General features: G+C 74.7%; 16 protein-coding genes. 13 read left to right on the top strand and 3 right to left on the bottom strand.

Going from position 1 to position 18,375, the window contains the following annotated elements; all coding sequences use genetic code 11:
* Positions 1-128 precede the first annotated feature (128 nt).
* The 6 genes from ABLM29_RS20680 to ABLM29_RS20655 are packed head-to-tail and all read left to right on the top strand — an operon-like array spanning position 129 to position 7,928.
* A complete protein-coding gene (locus ABLM29_RS20680) occupies positions 129-968 on the top strand; it encodes a glutamate ABC transporter substrate-binding protein (RefSeq protein ID WP_349716473.1) in 840 nt (279 codons plus the stop codon).
* A 17-nt stretch (positions 969-985) separates the two neighbouring features.
* Positions 986-2,104, top strand: coding sequence for a hypothetical protein (locus ABLM29_RS20675; RefSeq protein WP_349716472.1), 1,119 nt, complete (start codon positions 986-988; stop codon positions 2,102-2,104).
* On the top strand, positions 2,101-4,551 hold the full coding sequence (locus ABLM29_RS20670) for a serine/threonine-protein kinase (RefSeq protein ID WP_349716471.1): 2,451 nt from the start codon (positions 2,101-2,103) through the stop codon (positions 4,549-4,551). The genes ABLM29_RS20675 and ABLM29_RS20670 overlap by 4 nt, the downstream gene beginning before the upstream one ends.
* A gap of 17 nt (positions 4,552-4,568) precedes the next feature.
* Positions 4,569-5,738 carry a PP2C family protein-serine/threonine phosphatase gene (locus tag ABLM29_RS20665; protein WP_349716470.1) on the top strand — a complete coding sequence of 390 codons (1,170 nt, stop codon included), beginning with the start codon at positions 4,569-4,571 and terminating at the stop codon, positions 5,736-5,738.
* On the top strand, positions 5,731-7,017 hold the full coding sequence (locus ABLM29_RS20660; protein ID WP_349716469.1) for a vWA domain-containing protein: 1,287 nt from the start codon (positions 5,731-5,733) through the stop codon (positions 7,015-7,017). The genes ABLM29_RS20665 and ABLM29_RS20660 overlap by 8 nt, the downstream gene beginning before the upstream one ends.
* Entirely contained in the window at positions 7,014-7,928 is a 915-nt protein-coding gene (locus ABLM29_RS20655; protein ID WP_349716468.1) for an FHA domain-containing protein, read from the top strand. Before ABLM29_RS20660 ends, ABLM29_RS20655 begins: the two co-directional genes overlap by 4 nt.
* 139 nt (positions 7,929-8,067) lie before the next feature.
* Here ABLM29_RS20655 and ABLM29_RS20650 read toward each other — a convergent pair whose 3' ends face one another.
* Complete coding sequence (locus tag ABLM29_RS20650; protein WP_349716467.1) at positions 8,068-8,637, bottom strand: O-methyltransferase; 570 nt, start codon at positions 8,635-8,637, stop codon at positions 8,068-8,070.
* A 441-nt stretch (positions 8,638-9,078) separates the two neighbouring features.
* On the opposite strand from ABLM29_RS20650, the gene ABLM29_RS20645 reads away from it, so the two are divergent.
* The 7 genes from ABLM29_RS20645 (at position 9,079) to ABLM29_RS20615 (ending at position 17,253) form a co-directional block, all read left to right on the top strand.
* Positions 9,079-9,270, top strand: a complete 192-nt coding sequence (locus ABLM29_RS20645) for a hypothetical protein (RefSeq protein WP_349716466.1) — start codon at positions 9,079-9,081, stop codon at positions 9,268-9,270.
* Between the two features lie 11 nt (positions 9,271-9,281).
* Positions 9,282-10,388, top strand: coding sequence for a 3-isopropylmalate dehydrogenase (locus ABLM29_RS20640; protein ID WP_349716465.1), 1,107 nt, complete (start codon positions 9,282-9,284; stop codon positions 10,386-10,388).
* Positions 10,389-10,528: 140 nt separating this feature from the next.
* Complete coding sequence (locus ABLM29_RS20635) at positions 10,529-11,605, top strand: branched-chain amino acid aminotransferase (protein ID WP_349716464.1); 1,077 nt, start codon at positions 10,529-10,531, stop codon at positions 11,603-11,605.
* A 91-nt stretch (positions 11,606-11,696) separates the two neighbouring features.
* Positions 11,697-13,454, top strand: coding sequence for a protein kinase domain-containing protein (locus tag ABLM29_RS20630; protein ID WP_349716463.1), 1,758 nt, complete (start codon positions 11,697-11,699; stop codon positions 13,452-13,454).
* A gap of 306 nt (positions 13,455-13,760) precedes the next feature.
* Positions 13,761-15,407 carry a citramalate synthase gene (cimA, locus tag ABLM29_RS20625; protein WP_349716462.1) on the top strand — a complete coding sequence of 549 codons (1,647 nt, stop codon included), beginning with the start codon at positions 13,761-13,763 and terminating at the stop codon, positions 15,405-15,407.
* A gap of 10 nt (positions 15,408-15,417) precedes the next feature.
* On the top strand, positions 15,418-15,789 hold the full coding sequence (locus tag ABLM29_RS20620) for a DoxX family protein (RefSeq protein WP_349716461.1): 372 nt from the start codon (positions 15,418-15,420) through the stop codon (positions 15,787-15,789).
* A 39-nt stretch (positions 15,790-15,828) separates the two neighbouring features.
* Complete coding sequence (locus ABLM29_RS20615) at positions 15,829-17,253, top strand: amidase (protein ID WP_349716460.1); 1,425 nt, start codon at positions 15,829-15,831, stop codon at positions 17,251-17,253.
* A 79-nt stretch (positions 17,254-17,332) separates the two neighbouring features.
* Here the strand turns inward: ABLM29_RS20615 and bioD are convergent, their stop codons facing one another.
* Positions 17,333-18,049 carry a dethiobiotin synthase gene (bioD, locus tag ABLM29_RS20610; RefSeq protein ID WP_349716459.1) on the bottom strand — a complete coding sequence of 239 codons (717 nt, stop codon included), beginning with the start codon at positions 18,047-18,049 and terminating at the stop codon, positions 17,333-17,335.
* Positions 18,046-18,240, bottom strand: a complete 195-nt coding sequence (locus tag ABLM29_RS20605; RefSeq protein WP_349716458.1) for a hypothetical protein — start codon at positions 18,238-18,240, stop codon at positions 18,046-18,048. The genes bioD and ABLM29_RS20605 overlap by 4 nt, the downstream gene beginning before the upstream one ends.
* Positions 18,241-18,375 lie beyond the last annotated feature (135 nt).

The raw sequence follows: 18,375 nt of genomic DNA, 5'->3' as shown, positions 1-18,375 counted from the left end.
TCGGTGGTCCCGCTGATGCTGGCCGGCGGCGCGGTCTTCGCGGTGCTCTTCGACGCGCTCGCCTGCACGCTGCGCCGGGTGCCGATCGCCGGCCTGGCGCTGCTCGCCATCCGCTCCCGGCGGCCGAGGTGGCCCCGTCGGCGGAGGCCCCGGCGGCCGCCGAGTGCGACACCACGGAGGCCGACCTGCGCTCCTACGCCCCCTCCCGCGAGTCCGGGGCGGCCCTGCAGCGCATCCGCAAGGCCGACCGGCTGGTCGTCGGCGTCTCGGCCGACACCCTGCTGATGGGCTCGCGCGACCCGGAGACGAACAAGATCGAGGGCTTCGACATCGACGTCGCCGATCGCATCGCCGACGAGATCGGCGTCCCGCTCCAGCTGCGGGTGATCAGCGCCGCGGACCGGATCCCGCTGCTCGAGAGCGGCGACATCGACCTGGTGGTCCGCAACATGACCATCAACTGCAGCCGCTGGAAGGAGGTCGCCTTCTCCGCGGAGTACTACCACTCCGGCCAGAAGGTGCTGCTCCGCTCCGACCTGGCCGCCGACTACTCCGGGCCCGCCGACCTGGCGGGGGTGAAGGTCTGCGCGCCCGCGGGCACCACCAGCATCGACAACATCCAGGCCAAGGAGCCCGAGGCGGATGCCGAGGCGGCCGAGAACCACACCGGCTGCCTGGTGAGGTTCCAGCAGGGCGAGGTGGACGCCATCACCGGCGACGACGTGGTGCTGGCCGGCCTCGCCGCCCAGGACCCCTACGCCGTCGTGCCGAACCAGGCCGCGTTCACCGACGAGCCCTACGGCGTGGCCGCCAACCTCGACGACGTCGACCTGGTCCGCTTCGTCAACGCGGTGCTCGTCGAGATGCGCTCCGAAGGGTCGTGGCGGCGCTCCTACGGGCGCTGGCTCGAGCCCTACCTGGGTGCCCCGGACGCCAGCAACCCGCCGACCGCGCGCTACGGGCGCTGAGGGGTGGTGGGCACCCGATGACCTCGATGACCGCCTCGGCGCCGCTGGCGCCGGGCCACCTCGGCGACGCCCTGGAGCCCGCCGAGATCCAGGCCTACCTCGCCGGGCTCGACACCTGGCTGCGGGTGCGCCGCGACGAGCTGCACGAGCTCGACACCGCCGCGCTCGGCGCGGGCCGCGGGGGAGAGCTGGCCGGCGACATGGCGCTCGCGCTGGCGCTGTGGAAGGCGATCACCGACCGCTACCAGCTGGTCTTCGCGACCTGGGACGGCGGCCGCGTGCTGCGCCAGGAGCGCGAGCGCATCTCCGCGCTCATCTGGGGCCGCCTCGACGGCGCCACCGAGCTGCCCGGCGGGCTCGCGGTCTCCCTGCCCGAGGCGTGCCGGCTCTGCGACGCCCTGACCGGCCAGCTCCGCTCCCGGCTCGCGCTGGCCCCCGACGCCGCCGCCGACGCGGCCCGGATCCGCGGCCTGCGCGCCCAGCTGGAGCGGATCCGCGACCAGGTCGCGCTGGAGCCCGCCACCACCCGCGACGACGCCGTACGCCGCCTGGCCGGCCTGATGGCCCGGCTGGAGTCGATCGCGGAGCGCGCCGAGCGGGGCGCCGACGTGGGCGGTCTGCTCGACCCGTTCGAGGTCGACGCCACCACCTACGAGCGGGACCTGATCGTCGGCAACGCGCGCCGCCGCGACGCCCGTGACCGGGTGCTCTCCGCGCGCGAGCTGCGCGACGACCTGGAGGCTCGCGAGGCCGCGCTGCGCAAGCTCGCCGAGACCTGCGTGACCACCGTCGACCCCGCGCCCCACTACGCGGTCCCCGACGTCTCCGCGCTCGGCCCGGTGCCGGTCACCCCGGACGCGATCGACCCCTACCTGACCCGCCTGGACCGGGTCTCCCAGGCGCTGGAGCTGGCCCAGCACAAGTACGCCGACGCGCTGGCCGAGCACCGCCAGCTGGTCGACCTGCTGGACGCCTACGTGGCGAAGGCCCGGCTCTCCGGCGTCGCCGGCAGCGCCGACCTCGCCGCCAGCGAGCGGCAGGCCCGCGAGGTGCTGGGCCGCCGGCCGGCGCCGATGGCCGTGGCCCGCCAGCTCGTGACGACCTACCAGACCTGGCTCGCGAAGGAGACCTCATGAGCGGCGCCTGCACCCAGCCGGGCTGCACCGGCTCGATCGTGGACGGCTACTGCGACGTCTGCGGCATGCCCGGCGAGGGCGGCGCGAGCAGCGGGGTCGCCACCGCGACGGCGAGCCCGTCGGCCCCGGCGGTGCCGACGCCGCCCACCGGCCGGCCGCCGGTGCCCGACGGCAGCCCGTGCGCCCGGCCCGGCTGCACCGGCACGATCCTGGACGGCTACTGCGACGTCTGCGGCACGCCGGCCACGCCGAACGTCGCGGTCTCGGAGGCGACCGCGCTGGCGACCGCCGCCCAGGCCGCGCCCCTGACCGACGGCAGCGTCTCGGTCGCGACCTCCGCGAGCCGCGTCCAGTCCGCGGCGATCGGCTCCAAGCGGGCCGGCTCGACCGGCTCGACGGCCACGCGACGTACCCGCACCGGGTCGCAGCGGATGCGGGCGGCACGGCTGGGCGCCGGGCTGACCACGGTGCCGCCGGCCTCGCCGGTCGACGCCGCGGCCGCGATCATGGCCAACCCCCAGGTGCCGGAGGAGAAGCGCAGCTGCGCCAAGTGCGGCAACGCCGTCGGCCGCGGGATCGACGGCCAGGAGGGGCGCAGCGAGGGGTTCTGCCCGCAGTGCGGCACCCGGTTCTCGTTCACCCCCAAGCTCGAGCAGGGCGATCTGGTGGCCGGGCAGTACGAGGTGGCCGGCGCGCTGGCCCACGGCGGCCTCGGCTGGATCTACCTGGCCCGCGACCGCAACGTCTCCAACCGCTGGGTGGTGCTCAAGGGCCTGCTCAACGCTGGTGACCCGGACGCGCTGGCCGCCGCCATCGCCGAGCAGCAGTTCCTGGCCCAGGTCGAGCACCCCTCGATCGTGGAGATCTACAACTTCGTCACCCACGAGGGTGCCGGCTACATCGTCATGGAGTACGTCGGCGGCCGCTCGCTGAAGGAGATCCTCAAGCAGCGCATCGCGGCCAACGGCGGCGCCTACGACCCGCTCCCCGTCGACCAGGCGCTGGCGTACATCCTCGAGCTGCTGCCGGCCTTCGCCTACCTGCACGACCTCGGGCTGGTCTACTGCGACTTCAAGCCCGACAACATGATCCAGGTCGGCGACGCGATGAAGCTGATCGACCTCGGCGGCGTGCGCCGGATCGACGACCTGGACTCGCCGATCTACGGCACCGTCGGCTACCAGGCCCCGGAGGTGGCCGAGGTCGGCCCGTCGGTGGCCTCCGACATCTACACGATCGGCCGCACGCTGCTGGTGCTCTGCATGGAGTTCCGCGGCTACCAGGGCACCTACCTGTACTCGCTGCCGCCGGTCGAGGCGACCCCGCTCTTCGCCCAGCACGACTCGCTCTACTGGCTGGTCGCCAAGTGCTGCGCCCCCGACCCGGCCGACCGGTTCGCCTCCGTCGACGAGCTGCGGTCCCAGGTGCTCGGCGTGCTCCGCGAGGTGGTGGCCCGGGGTCGCGGGGCGACCGCCCCGACCAGCGCGGCCTCCGTGCTCTTCGAGTCCCCGGCCACGGCGGGGCCGATCGAGTCCTGGGACCAGCTGCCGGGTCTGCGGGTCGACACCACCGACCCCCAGTACGGCTGGCTCTCCACCCTGGGCGACGAGGAGCCGGCGCAGCGGCTGGAGGACCTGCGCGGCGCGCCCGAGGACAGTGCCGAGGTGTGGCTGGCCCGCGCCCGCGCCGCGCTGGAGCTGGCCGACCCGGTCCGCGCCCGGGAGGCGGCCACCAGCCTGCTCGTGGACGACCCGTGGGAGTGGCGGGCGCTGTGGGTCGAGGGGCTGGCCGCGCTCGCGACGGCGGACTTCGAGGACGCCCAGGCCGCCTTCAACGCCGTCTACCAGCAGGTGCCCGGCGAGCTGGCACCCAAGCTGGCGCTGGCCTACGCCTGCGAGCGCGGCGGGCTGCCGGCGGTCGCCGAGGGGCTGTACCGGGTCTGCCTGGCCACCGACGCCGCCTTCGTGCCGCCAGCCGCCTTCGGCATCGCCCGGGTCCGCGCCGCCGCGGGCGACACCACCGGGGCGGTGGCCGCGCTGGACCAGGTGCCGACCACCAGCCGCGGCTACAACGAGAGCCGGCGGCGCCGCGCCGAGGTGCTGCTCGCGGGCAGCGCGTCGGACACGACGGCCAGCTCCGCGCAGCGCCTGGCGGTGCTGGACCAGGCGATGCGCACCATCGAGACCGCCCAGATCGAGGGCTCCACCCGGCAGCGGTTCTTCGTGCGGATCCTGAGCGAGGCGCTGCCCGTGGTGACCGCCGACGTCGGCGGCTCGGGCGGCGGTACGCCGACGCGGCGGATCGGTTCGCTGGAGGCGACCGAGGAGGGCGTCCGCGACGGGCTGGAGTCGGCGCTGCGCGCCCTCGCCCACGACACCGGCGACCGCACCGAGCGGGTCGCGCTGGTCAACCGGGCCAACGCCGTACGGAACTGGACGCTGACGTGAGCGCGGGGGAGACGGCCGTGACCTGCGCCTCCTGCGGCGCGGCGCTGACCGCGGGCGCCCGGTTCTGCGAGGGCTGCGGCGCCGCCGTCGGCACCGCGCCGGCGTTCGAGCCGCCGGCGGGGACGTGGCCGGCGCCGCCCGGCGACCCGCTGAGCGAGGCGCCGATCAGCGCCCCCACCCGGCGCCCGGCCGGGTCGTTGCCGGACCCGCCGGTGGACACCCGGCGCCCGTGCGCCGAGTGCGGCGGGGAGGTCGGCCCCGACCTGTACTGCACCTCGTGCGGCACCAAGGCGCCCAGCGAGCGCGACCACTTCCGCGAGCAGCCGGCCTCCTGGGTGGCCGGCGTCTGCGACCGCGGCATCGCGCACGCGCGCAACGAGGACGCGATGGCGCTGCTGGCCGGCGCCGAGCCGGGCTCGCGGGCGGTGCTGGTGGTGCTGGACGGGGTGTCGAACTCGATCGACTCCGACGTCGCCTCGCTGGCCGGCGCCCACGCCGCCCGGGAGGTGCTGCGGATGCCGATGCCGGCGGGGATGGGCACCCCGGACAGCCGCGCGGCGGCCGTGGTCCGGACCTTCGCCGACACCGTGCGGGCGGCCAACACCGCGATCGTGGCCAACACCGACCCCGACTCGGTGAACCCGGCGTCGGCGACCCTCGCCGTCGCCGTGCTGGAGGGCTCGCGCCTGCACGTCGCGACGATCGGCGACTCCCGCGTCTACTGGCTGCCCGACGACGGCGAGGGGGTCCAGCTGAGCGTCGACGACTCGCTGGCGCAGGCCCAGATCGAGGCCGGCGTCCCGCGCGAGGTCGCCGAGGCCTCGCCGCAGGCGCACGCGATCACCAAGTGGCTGGGCCGCGACAGCCCCGACCTGGACCCGCGGGTCACCTCGATGGACGTGACGGGCCCCGGCTGGGTGCTGGCCTGCTCCGACGGCCTGTGGAACTACGCCTCGACGCCCGCCGAGCTCGGCGCCCGGGTGGCCGAGGCGGGCACCGACGAGCCGGGCGCGCTGGCGCTCGCGCTGGTCGCGTTCGCGCACGCCCGCGGCGGGCAGGACAACATCACCGTCGCCCTGGCGAGGGTCGGGCAGAATGCGGAGCGCCCGGCCCCCGTCGTACCCGAAGCCCCCGCAGCACCCGCAGTGCCGCCGACCACGACCCAGGGAGGTCCCACCGATGGCTGAGTTCAGCGCCGCCGTCTACCAGAACGAGTTCCTCCCCGACGGCGGGACCGACGTCAACGCGATCGTCACCGTCACCTGCACCGGGGCGGGCACCGCCGGGCAGTCCGGCAGCGGCGACGCCGGCGAGATCATCATCGTCGACACCTCCGGCTCGATGGGCCCGGTGACGATGGCCGCGGCCAAGGACGCGGCGCAGGCGGCGCTGGCCGAGATCGTCGACGGCACGTGGTTCGCCGTCATCGCCGGCGCGGACCGGGCGATGCTGGCCTACCCGCTGGTGACCTCCGGCCCCGGCCTGGTCCGGATGGACCGGCGCACCCGCCAGGAGGCGGCCGGCGCGATCAACCGGTTCGTCGGCAGCGGCGGCACCGCGATCAGCACCTGGCTGGAGCTGGCCGGACAGCTGTTCGCCTCCGTCCCGCAGGTCACCCAGCGCCACGCGCTGCTGCTCACCGACGGCGAGAACCGCGAGCGGGCCGGCCGGCTGGACGAGGCGATCCGCCGCGCCACCGGGTACTACCAGTGCGACTGCCGCGGCGTCGGCACCGACTGGCAGGTCGCCGAGGTCCGCCGGATCGCGCAGGCGCTGCTCGGCACGGTCGACATCATCCCGGGGCCGGAGCAGATGCGCGCCGAGTTCCAGCAGATCATGCGGGCCTCGATGGCCCGTGGCGTCGCGGACGCCAAGCTGCGGGTGTGGGCGCCGCAGGGCGCCCAGGTGCTCTTCGTCCGGCAGGTGGCGCCGACGCTGGAGGACCTCACGGACCGCCGGGTGCCGGTCAACCCGCTCACCGGCGACTACCCGACCGGCGCCTGGTCGGACGAGTCCCGCGACTACCACGTGGCCATCCGCGTGGCGGCGAAGGCGCTCGGCCAGGAGCAGCTCGCCGCCCGGGTGCAGCTGACGCTGGGGTCCGAGGCGGTCGCCCAGGGCCTGGTCAAGGCCAAGTGGTCGAACAACTCCGAGCTGACGGCGCGGATCGACCAGCAGGTCGCGCACTACACCGGCCAGACCGAGCTCGCGCAGGCGATCCAGGAGGGGCTGGCCGCGAAGGCCGCCGGCGACGAGGCGACCGCGACCACCAAGCTGGGCCGCGCCGTCCAGCTGGCCGCCGAGACCGGCAACGAGGAGGCCACGACCAAGCTCCGGAAGGTGGTCGAGATCGACAGCCCGGCCGAGGGCACCGTCCGGCTCAAGCGGGTCGTGGACAAGGCCGACGAGATGGCGCTCGACACCGCCTCGACCAAGACCACGCGCATCCGCAAGGGACCCGCATGACCTCCACCTGCCCGACCGGGCACGCCTCCGAGGCCGACGACTACTGCGACGTCTGCGGCCTGCCGATCGGTGCCGATGCGGCGGCCGCTCCCGCGGAGGAGCCCGCGGACGCGGGCGCGCCGTCGGGGGAGCAGTCGGGGGAGTCGGCGGGGCAGTCGGCGGGAGCGGCCGCCGCGGCGGCGCCGGTGCCCGAGGCGCCCGAGGTGCCCGACGCCGCGACCTGCCCGAACTGCCAGGCCAGCAACCCGCCGAACGCGCTGTTCTGCGAGGCCTGCGGCTACGACTTCACCACCGGCACGATGCCGCGACCTGTGACGCCCTCGCCGCTCGACCTCTCGGACCTGACCGGGTTCCCGCCCGCCTCGCCGTCGTTCCCGCCCCCGTCGTTCCCGCCCCCGTCGTCCCCGCCGCCGTCATCGCCCCCGTCCTCGCCGCCGGCCGGGGAGGCGGAGCCCGAGCCCGCCGCCCCGGCGGAGCCGGCCGTGGCCCCGCTGGCCCCGGCGCTGGACGAGCCCTGGGTGGCCGAGGTCTGGATCGACCCGGACTGGTACGCGGAGCAGGACTCCGCCGACCCGCTGCCCTCGGCGGGGGTGCCGCAGGTGATCCGGATCCCGGCGACCTCCGCGCTGGTCGGCCGGACCTCGCGCAGCCGTGGCATCCACCCGGACGTCGACCTGGCCTCGGACACGGGGATCAGCCGCCGGCACTGCCAGCTGACCACCGACGGCACCCGCTGGTGGGTCGAGGACCTCGGCTCCTCCAACGGCACCTACGTCGGCAGCTCGGTCGGCACGCTGCCGCGCCAGCCGCTGCCGCCGGGGGAGAAGCGCGAGGTGGCGCCGGGGGAGCGGATCTACCTGGGCGCCTGGACCCGCATCGTCGTCCGCCGCGGGCAGCCCGGCGAGGTCTGACGCGCGAGCCGGGGCTCGGGGCAGCCCGAACCGGGCCTTGGGGCAGCCCGAACCGGGCCTTGGGGCAGCCCGAACCGGGCCTTGGGGCAGCCCGAACCGGGCCTTGGGGCACGCCGAGCCGGGGCTCGGCCCATCCAACTCAGCGGCGCGTGGCGAGGATCAGCGAGGCGTCGGGCGCGACCATCAGCTCCACCGCGGTGAACCGTTCGTCGGTCAGCCACTGCTCGCGCAGGATGTCGACCCGCCCGTCGGTGATCGGCGGCCACATCTGGCACGGCACGAAGTCGTCGAGCACGACGACGCCGCCCGGCTCGACCAGGTCGGCGAGCCGGTCCACGCCGACCGCGTCGGGGTCGCCGGAGTCGAGGAAGAGCAGCGAGTACGGCCCCTTGTCCATCAGCGTGGACCAGTCGGCGGTGAGCACGTCGACGAGCGGATCGTCGGTGAAGATCTCCGCGGCGGCCGACGCCAGCCGCGGGTCGAGCTCGGCGGTCAGGATGCTGGCGCTGGTGCCGCGCACCCCGGAGCGCAGCCACGCGGTGCCGACGCCGCAGCCGGTGCCGAACTCGGCCATGATGCCGCTCCGGGTCGCCGCCAGGGAGGCCAGCAGCCGGCCGGTCTCGTTGCGGCAGAACGACACGTAGCCCGCGCGGCGGCACACGTCGAAGGCGCGGCGCACGACGTCGGGGAGTTCGGGGTTCGCGCTCATGGCGCCGAGTCTCGCACCCCGGGGTCCTGCATCGCGGGATGCCCGTCTCGCCATCCGGTCACGTCTCGCGATCCGAACACGCGCCGCAAATCCCACGCACGACGGCCGCCGACGTCGTACAGTGTGCGCACCATGCGGAGCACCCTTCTCGTAATTGTGCGCCGCGGCGGGGCCTGAGAGAGGCCACCTCGCCGCGGTGTCACGCGGTGCGCGTTCCACCCCCCGCTGGGCTTCTCATCAGTTGAATCGAAGCCCCGGGGCACACCCTCCGCGGCGGGTCATCGGCCGGACCACCTCCGCGCGACCCGCACCCGTCTGCACCGACGTCCTCCTCGTGCGATCCACGAGATGACACCCACCCGCCACGGCGGGTGGCCCCGGGGCTTCACCTCAGCGAAGCCATCCGAGTCATCCGAGAACGATCCTGGAAGAGGAAGAACGATGTACGACATGTACCCCGACTGGTCCGGCACGGAGTGGGGCCCGGCCAAGCACGACCCGAACCACCCCTTCCGTCACCAGTACGACGGCCACCGCGACGGCTCCACGGCCCGCGACGCGCTCCAGGCCGCCTTCGGCGGTGGCGCGCTTGCCCTGCGAGACGGTGACGCCCCGCGTCCCGACGACAACTAACGTCTGCGCACATGAACGACTCCTCCGCTGCTGCGGCCCCCACCCCCGTCACCACCGGCCAGGTCGCCCTCGGCGTCATCCCCGGTGACGGGATCGGCAAGGAGGTGACCGCCGAGGCCCTCAAGGTGCTCGAGGTCGCCGCCCCGGCCGACCTGAAGTTCGCGCAGACCAGCTACGACCTCGGTGCCGAGCGCTACCTGCGCACCGGCGAGGTGCTGCCCGACAGCGTGCTCGAGGACATCCGCGGCCAGGACGCCCTGCTGCTCGGCGCCGTCGGCGGCAAGCCGAACGACCCGAACCTGCCCCCGGGCATCCTCGAGCGCGGCCTGCTGCTCAAGCTCCGCTTCGCGCTCGACCACTACGTCAACCTGCGCCCCTCGAAGCTCTACCCGGGCTCCGTCTCCCCGCTCTCGGCCGACGTCCTCGCCAAGGGCGAGATCGACTTCGTCGTGGTGCGCGAGGGCACCGAGGGCCCCTACACCGGCAACGGCGGCGCCCTGCGCGTCGGCACGCCGGCCGAGGTCGCCACCGAGGTCTCGGTCAACACCGCCTTCGGCGTCGAGCGCGTGATCCGCGACGCCTTCGCCCGCGCCCAGCGCCGCCCGCGCAAGAAGCTGACCCTGGTCCACAAGACCAACGTGCTGGTCAACGCGGGCTCCGTGTGGTGGCGCCTGTTCCAGGAGGTGGCCGCGGAGTACCCCGACGTCACCACCGACTACTGCCACATCGACGCGGTCATGATCTTCCTGACCACCGACCCGCAGCGCTTCGACGTGATCGTCACCGACAACCTCTTCGGCGACATCATCACCGACCTCGCGGCCGCGATCAGCGGCGGCATCGGGCTGGCCGCCTCCGGCAACGTCAACCCCGACCGCACCTCGCCGTCGATGTTCGAGCCCGTGCACGGCTCGGCCCCCGACATCGCGGGCCAGCAGATCGCCGACCCGACCGCCGCGATCCTCTCCGGCGCGCTCCTGCTCGACCACCTCGGCCACCCGGCCGCGGCGGCCCGCATCGAGGAGGCCGTCCTGGCCGACCTGCGGGCCCGCGAGGCCGGCCAGCAGCGCCGTACGCCGGAGGTGGGCGACGCGATCGCGGCGCGAGTAGCCGGCTGAGCCCCGTCGGAATCACCGGTCGACCGGGGCTTCCCGCGCTTGACAGGCATTGCAACGCCTGTCAAGCGACTGAATCACCGGTCGACCGGTGATTCATGCCCGCTTCGCCGCGACCACCCACCAGGACTAGATTCATGAGCATGCAGATCACCACCACCCTCGCCGCGAGCCCCACGGACGACGAGACCCTGGCCGGCATCCTGGCCAACCCGGGGTTCGGCACGAACTTCGCCGACCACATGTTCACCGTCGAGTGGACTCCCGAGCGTGGGTGGTACGACGCCCGGATCACGCCGTACGGCCCGATCACCCTCGACCCGGCGGCGGCCGTCCTGCACTACGCGCAGGAGACCTTCGAGGGGATGAAGGCATACCGGCACGACGACGACTCGGTCTGGCTGTTCCGGCCCGAGGCCAACGCCGAGCGGATGGCCCGGTCCAGCGACCGGCTGGCGCTGCCGGTGCTGGAGACGGCGGACTTCATCCAGGCCGTCGAGGAGCTCGTCCGCGTCGACGAGCGGTGGGTCCCCTCGAACGCCGAGGGCGGCGAGAAGAGCCTCTACATCCGGCCGTTCATGTTCGCCTCGGAGAAGTTCCTCGGCGTGCGGCCGGCCCAGCACGTCACCTTCATGGTGATCACCAGCCCGGCCGGCGCCTACTTCAAGGGCGGCGTCAAGCCGGTCACCCTGTGGCTGACCGAGGACTACACCCGTGCGGGCCGGGGCGGCATGGGCGCGGCCAAGACCGGCGGCAACTACGCGAGCTCGCTGGTCGCGCAGCAGGAGGCCTACGCCCACGGCTGCGACCAGGTGGTCTTCCTCGACGCCCAGGAGGGCACGTACGTCGAGGAGCTCGGCGGGATGAACATGTACTTCGTCTACGACGACGGCTCGATCGTCACCCCCGAGACCGGCACCATCCTCGAAGGCATCACCCGCGCCTCGATCATCGAGCTGGCCGGCAAGATGGGCCACCAGGTGACGGAGCGGAAGTTCGCCATCGACGAGTGGCGCGAGGGCGTCGAGTCGGGCCGGATCCGCGAGATCTTCGCCTGCGGCACCGCCGCCGTGGTGACGCCGGTCGGCGCGCTCAAGACCGCCGAGGGCGACGTCCCGGCGCCGGCGAGCACCGACCTGACGATGCGGATCCGCGAGGAGCTGGTCGGCGTGCAGTTCGGGCGGACCCCGGACACCTTCGGCTGGATGCACCGCATCTGAGCCCGGTCGTCGGCCCGTGCCGCCGAGGTCGGCACGCCCGACGCGCGTCGACGTTGGCGGCACGGGCGGCGGGGCTGGGTAACCTCCTGCTGTGACCGCTCGTGCCCAGCCCGCCGACCCGACCCGGGTCGGCGACTACACGCTGCTCACGCCGCTCGGCGAGGGCGGCATGGGCATCGTGCACCTGGCCCGCGGCGGCGACGGCCGCCGGGTGGCGCTGAAGGTGCTGCGCCCGCACGTCGTCGGCGACCAGCAGGCCCGCGCCCGGCTGGCCCGCGAGGTCACCTCGCTCGCCCGGGTCCGCAGCCCCTGGGTCGCCGAGATCCTGGCGGCGGACCCGTGGGGCGAGACGCCCTTCGTGGTCACCCGCTACGTGCCGGGGCTCTCGCTGCACGACCACGTGCTGGAGGAGGGGACGGTCTCGGGCCGCGACCTCTACTGGCTGGCCGGCTGCCTGGCCGAGGGCATCGCGGCCGTCCACGCCGCCGGCGTGCTGCACCGCGACGTGAAGCCGTCGAACGTGCTGATGGAGGGCCGCACCCCGATCCTCATCGACTTCGGCCTGGCCCGCGTCGCCGAGGACCCGCGGCTGACCCAGACCGGCTGGCTGATGGGCACCCCGGGCTACCTCGCCCCCGAGATCCTGTACGGCGACGAGGCCACCCCGGCCGCCGACGTGCACGCGTGGGCGGCGACCGTCGCGTACGCCGCCACCGGCCGCGGCCCCTACGGCCGGGGCCCCGCGATGGCGATCATGGACCGCACCCGCCGCGGGGAGCACGACCTGTCCGGCATCGAGCGCCCGATGGCCGACGTGCTCGCCGCCGCGCTCGCCCCCGACCCGCTGGAGCGGCCGCTGCTGGAGGAGCTGCTCGCCTGGCTGCGCCCGCTCAGCACCCGCCCCGAGGCGCCGGTGGCGGCCCCGCCGACCGGTGGGGTGCTCGGCGTCGGGGCGGACGGGGGCATGACGTACCCGCTGGCCGCCGCGCCGCGCGACGGTCTGGACGACGTCGACACCGTGGACCGGGCCGAGCAGGCCGGCGTGGCCTGGGCCGACGCCGACGAGCCGGCCACGGTGCCCGAGCGCGCGGCGGACCCGGACGCGCCGCACACCCGCGCGCTCGAGACCACCCCCGCGGGGCCGTGGCCGCCGCCTGAGGGCCAGGTGCCGGCGTACCCCGCCGTGGCGCCGGTGCCGCACCCCGACGGCGTGGACCCGATGGCCCGCTTCGAGGACGAGTGGGACGAGCAGTACCTGGATCCCGCCTTCGCCCCGGCAGCGCCGGTCGGCGTCGGCGAGCGGTTCCGCCGCGGGTGCGCGGTGACGGCCGCGGCCTGCGTCGTCGGCGGTGGCCTCGCCGCGGCTCCCTGGCTCACGCTGATCGGCGTGGTCGCCGCGGTGTGGCTGCTGCGGGCGGGGTCGCTGGCGACCTCCGCCGTCGCCGACCGCCGGGCGCTGCGGGGCCGGCGGTGGCACGACGGCATCCGCTGGGCGTTCTCCAGTCCCTGGCACCTGCTCCGCGCGACCACCGGCACCGCGCTGCTCGCCGTGTGGAGCGCCGGGCTGGCGCTCGCCGCCGGCCTGCTCTGCTACGCCGCCGCGCTCGACCTGCCCACCACGCTGTTCCTCAGCGGCACGGCCCTCGGCATCGCCCTGTGGTCCGGGCCCGCCTCGAGCCGGTTCCGCGGACCCATCGGCCGGGCGCTCTACCCGGCCACCCGCACCTGGCTCGGCTGCGCGGTGGTGTGCGCGGTCTGCGCGATCCTCGCCGTCGTGCTGGTGGTGATCGGCGCGGGGCAGGGGATCGCCTGGTCGCCCGCGGGCGAGGGTCCGTTCGGGATCGGCTGACCTAGCCGTCGTCACAACCCGATTGGCCCCATTTCGGCCCGAAAAGGGGCCAATCGGGTTGTGACGACGCGGGCGACCGGCCGCGAGCGACGTGACCGCATCGTGACGCCGGCCGCACGGATAGCGCCCGACGTGGCAGACTGACGGCGTGCTGCCGACGCTGCGCACCGCGCTCATCATTACCTAGCGCGTCGATGCCGGGATCCGCCCGGGTCGACGCGCCAACCTCTCGTGCCCGGGAGGTTTTTCTCATTTCGGGCGCGGACACCGTCAGCACCAGCCCCGAACGCACGAAAGAGACGACCGATGACCAGCCCCCAGGACGCCCACCGCGACGGCGCGGCCCCGTCGACCTCCACCCCCGACCTGCACGGCGCGTTCCACGTCTACGACACCACGTTGCGCGACGGCGCCCAGCAGGAGGGGCTCAACCTCTCGGTCGCCGACAAGCTCACCATCGCCAAGCAGCTCGACGGCCTCGGCGTCGGCTACATCGAGGGCGGCTGGCCCGGGTCGAACCCCAAGGACACCGAGTTCTTCCGCCGCGCGGCGACCGAGCTCGACCTGAAGCACGCGAAGCTGGCCGCGTTCGGCTCGACCCGCCGCGCCGGCGTACGGGCCGCGGACGACCCGCTGGTGGCCGCGCTGCGCGACAGCGGCGCCTCGGTCGTCACCCTGGTGGCGAAGTCGCACGCGGGCCACGTCGAGAAGGCGCTGCGCACCACGCTGGAGGAGAACCTGGCGATGGTCCGCGACACCGTCTCCCACCTGCGCGCCGAGGGCCAGCAGGTCTTCCTCGACGCCGAGCACTTCTTCGACGGGTACCGGCTGGACCGCTCCTACGCCTTCGAGGTGCTGCGCACCGCGGCGGAGGCGGGCGCCGAGGTGGTCGCGCTGTGCGACACCAACGGCGGGATGCTGCCGCCGTGGGTCTCCGACGTGGTCCACGACGTCATCTCCACCACCGGCGTGCGGGTCGGCATCCACTGCCACAACGACACCGGCTGCGCGGTCGCCAACACCCTCGCCGCGGTCGACGCCGGCGCCAGCCACGTCCAGGGCTGCATCAACGGCTACGGCGAGCGCACCGGCAACGCCGACCTGGTCAACGTCGTCGCCAACCTCGAGCTCAAGCTGGACCGCCAGGTGCTGCCCCCGGGGCTGCTCACCGAGGCCACCCGGATCGCCCACGCGGTCGCCGAGGTGACCAACGTGCCACCCGCCTCCCGGCAGCCGTACGTCGGCACCTCGGCGTTCGCGCACAAGGCGGGCCTGCACGCGTCCGCGATCAAGGTCGACCCCGACCTCTACCAGCACATGGATCCCGCCGGCGTCGGCAACGACATGCGGCTGCTGGTCTCGGAGATGGCCGGCCGGGCCTCGATCGAGCTCAAGGGGCGCGAGCTCGGCTTCGACCTCTCCGGCGACCCCGAGCTGGTCTCGCGGGTCACCCAGCGGGTCAAGGCGATGGAGGCGCGCGGCTACACGTTCGAGGCGGCGGACGCGTCGTTCGAGCTGATGCTGATCGAGGAGGCGGAGGGCCTGCGCCCGTCGTACTTCGACGTCGAGAGCTGGCGCGTGATCACCGAGACGCTGACCCACGCCCAGCCGGGCGAGGAGGCGGTCTCGGAGGCGACGGTGAAGCTGAAGGCGGCCGGCGTGCGCTACGTGGTGACCGGCGAGGGCAACGGCCCGGTCAACGCGCTGGACCAGGCGCTGCGCACGGCGATCGTGCAGGCCTACCCGGAGATCGCGAAGTTCGAGCTGATCGACTTCAAGGTCCGCATCCTCGACCAGGGTCACGGCACCGACGCGATCACCCGGGTGCTGATCGAGACCAGCGACGGCGAGTCGACCTGGGTCACCGTCGGCGTGGGGGCCAACGTGATCGAGGCGTCGTGGGAGGCGCTGGTGGACGGCCTCACCTACGGCCTGCGCCGCCACGACGTCTGAGGCGCCTGCGATGGACGCGGAGGCGACGTACTGGGTGCTGGCCGGCCTGCTGGCCGCGCTCTACGTCTTCTCGGGGTCGCGGAAGGCCTTCCAGGACCGCGACGCGCTGCGGCCGATGATGGCCTGGGTCGACGACGTGCCGCTGGGCCTGACCCGCACGATCGGCTGGCTGGAGCTCGCCGGCGCGGCCGGGCTGCTGCTGCCGCCCCTGCTGGGGATCCTGCCCTGGCTCGCGGTGGCGGCCGCGATCGGGCTCTTCTTCCTCCAGGTGGCCGCCGCCGGGTTCCACCTGTCCCGGGACGAGACGGCGCAGGTGCCGTTCAACCTGGTGCTGATCCTGCTCGCGGCGGCCGCCGCCTGGACGGGGCTCGCGGTCGTCTGAGTCGGCCCGCATCCTCCGGCGGCGGGCTACGGTCGGGGCGTGGCCGAACTCCACGAACTGACCGCCCTCGAGCAGGGCGCCCTCATCCGCTCCGGTGAGATCGACCCCGTCGAGCTGACCGACCACTACCTCGACCGCGCCGCGGCGCTCCCGCGGGAGTACGTCGACGGCGCGTTCGCCTTCCGCGATCCCGAGATGGCGCGCCTGCGCGCCCGCGAGGTCGCCGCGGTCGGCCCGGTCGGGGAGGGTGCGTCGCCGCTGGCCGGCGTGCCGACGGCGATCAAGGACCTCAACCTGACCCGGGGCGTGCCCACGGCGTTCGGGTCGCCGGCCTTCGGCGGGTACGTGCCCGAGGTCTCCGACGCCGTCACGCTGGCGATCGAGGAGGCCGGGATGGTCAGCCTCGGCAAGACCAGCACGCCGGAGTTCGGCTCGCCCTGCTACACCGAGCCCGAGGGGCGACCGCCCGCGGTGACGCCCTGGGACACCACCCGGATGGCCGGCGGTTCGTCGGGCGGCGCCGCCGCGGCGGTCGCGGCGGGGCTGGTGCCGGTGGCGCAGGGCTCCGACGGCGGCGGCTCGATCCGGATCCCGGCCTCGTGCTGCGGCCTGGTGGGGCTGAAGCCGACCCGGGGCCGGATCAGCGGCTTCCCGATGTACGGCGACGTGACCGGCCTGTCCACCTCCGGGTCGATCGCCCGCACGGTCGCCGACGCGGCCGCCCTGCTCGACGTGCTCGCCGGGCGGCGGGCCGGCGACCCGTACTGGGCGCCCGAGCCGTCGGGCACCTTCCTCTCCGCGGCGGGGCGTGACCCGGGCCGGCTGCGGATCGGCGTCCTCGACACCCCGATGATCGCCGATGTCCCGGTCGACCCCGAGGTGACCCGCGCGTTCGAGGAGACCTGCACGCTGCTGGGCTCGCTCGGGCACGCGGTCGAGGGCGTGCCGGTGCCGATCCCGGCCGAGGCGGTGCCGGTGTTCGAGACCGCGTGGGCGGTGCTCACCGCGCTCTCCACCGTCCCGCTGTCCGGCGAGCAGCGGGCCCTGCTGCGGCCGCTGACCAGCTGGCTGGGGGAGTGGGGCGAGTCGATCAGCGGCCCGGAGTTCGGGCTCGCGATCGGGCAGCTGCGGCGCTACGCCGCGGAGGCGCTCGTCGCGCTGGCTCCGTACGACGCCGTGCTGACGCCGACCCTGGCCACCCCGCCGCTGCCGGTCGGCGCGCTGCGCGACGACGCCGACCCGCGGGCCGACTTCGAGGCGCAGAAGCGGTTCACGCCGTGGACGTCGGCGTGGAACGTCACCGGGATGCCGGCCATCTCGCTGCCGCTGCACATGAGCGCCGGCGGGCTGCCGATCGGGATGATGCTGGCCGCGCGGCCGGCCGAGGAGGAGCTGCTGATCTCCCTGGCGGCGCAGGTCGAGGCGGCGCTGCCGTGGCGGGACCGCAGGCCCCCGCTCTGGTGAGGCGCGAGTCGGCAGAAAGTTTCTGCCGACTCGCGCCCATTGGTCTGGACCGGCCTGAGAGTTTGTGCCGACTCGCGGGTCAGGGGGCGGCCGACTCCACGAACCACCCCGGCGCCTCGTCGCGGAACACCGCCGGGGCCAGCGCCCCCGCACCGTCGGGGACCACCGCGAGCACCGGCACCCCGGTGCCCCGGGGCAGGTCGACCAGGTTGCACTCCTCGGCCAGCCCCGGCTCGGCCGGCCAGGAGCCGACGACCAGCCCGGCGGGCTCGATGCCGCGGCCGCGGATCGCCTCCACGGTGAGCTCGGTGTGGTTGAGCGTGCCCAGGCCGGGGCGGCAGACCACGACCACCTGCAGGTCGCCGCCGGGCGCCCACTCGCCGAGCAGGACGGCCACGTCCAGCAGCGTGCCGCCACCCCCGTCCAGCCGCACCATCACGCCGCCGGCGCCCTCGACGATGACGGTGTCGTAGGCGCGGGCGAGGTCGACGATCCGGGCGACGTGCTCCGCCACCCGGGGCAGTACGACGCCCTCCCGCTCCGCCGCGGTGTCGGGCGCGAGCGGGGCGGCGAGCCGGACCAGCTCGCGCGTCGCGCACCCGGCCAGGGTCGCCACCACGTCGGCGTCGGCGGGCTCGCCGGCGTCCGGGGAGTCGTCCGGCGCGATCCCGGTCTGCACCGGCTTCACCGCCAGCACGCTCTCCCCGGCGGCCACGGCGGCGGCCGCCAGCGCGGCGACGGCGATGGTCTTGCCGACGCCGGTGTCGGTGCCGGTGACCACCACGATCCGGCTCACTGGTGCTCCTTCACCAGCCGCGCCAGCGTCTCGACCGCGCGGCCCCAGTCGGCCTCCGGCACCCCGGCGCTGGCGGTGATCCGCAGCCGCGAGATCCCGTCGGGCACCGACGGCGGGCGGAAGCAGCCCACGCGCAGCCCCTCGGCCAGGGCGGCGGCCTGCGCGTCGACGGCGGCCCGCGGCGAGGACATCGGCACCGACAGCGCCGGCGGCAACCTGGTGCTGGTCGCGGCGCTGCGCCGGCCGGGTGCGCTGGCGGGCCTGGTGCTGATCTACCGCGGCCACTTCGCCTGGACCACCGGCCGGCACGCGGTGGTCCGCGAGAC

Source organism: Nocardioides sp. YIM 152588, from assembly GCF_040191335.1.
Lineage (GTDB): Bacteria > Actinomycetota > Actinomycetes > Propionibacteriales > Nocardioidaceae > Nocardioides.
Note: the sequence above shows the minus strand (reverse complement) of the source record. Positions and strands in the feature narration are given on the sequence as shown.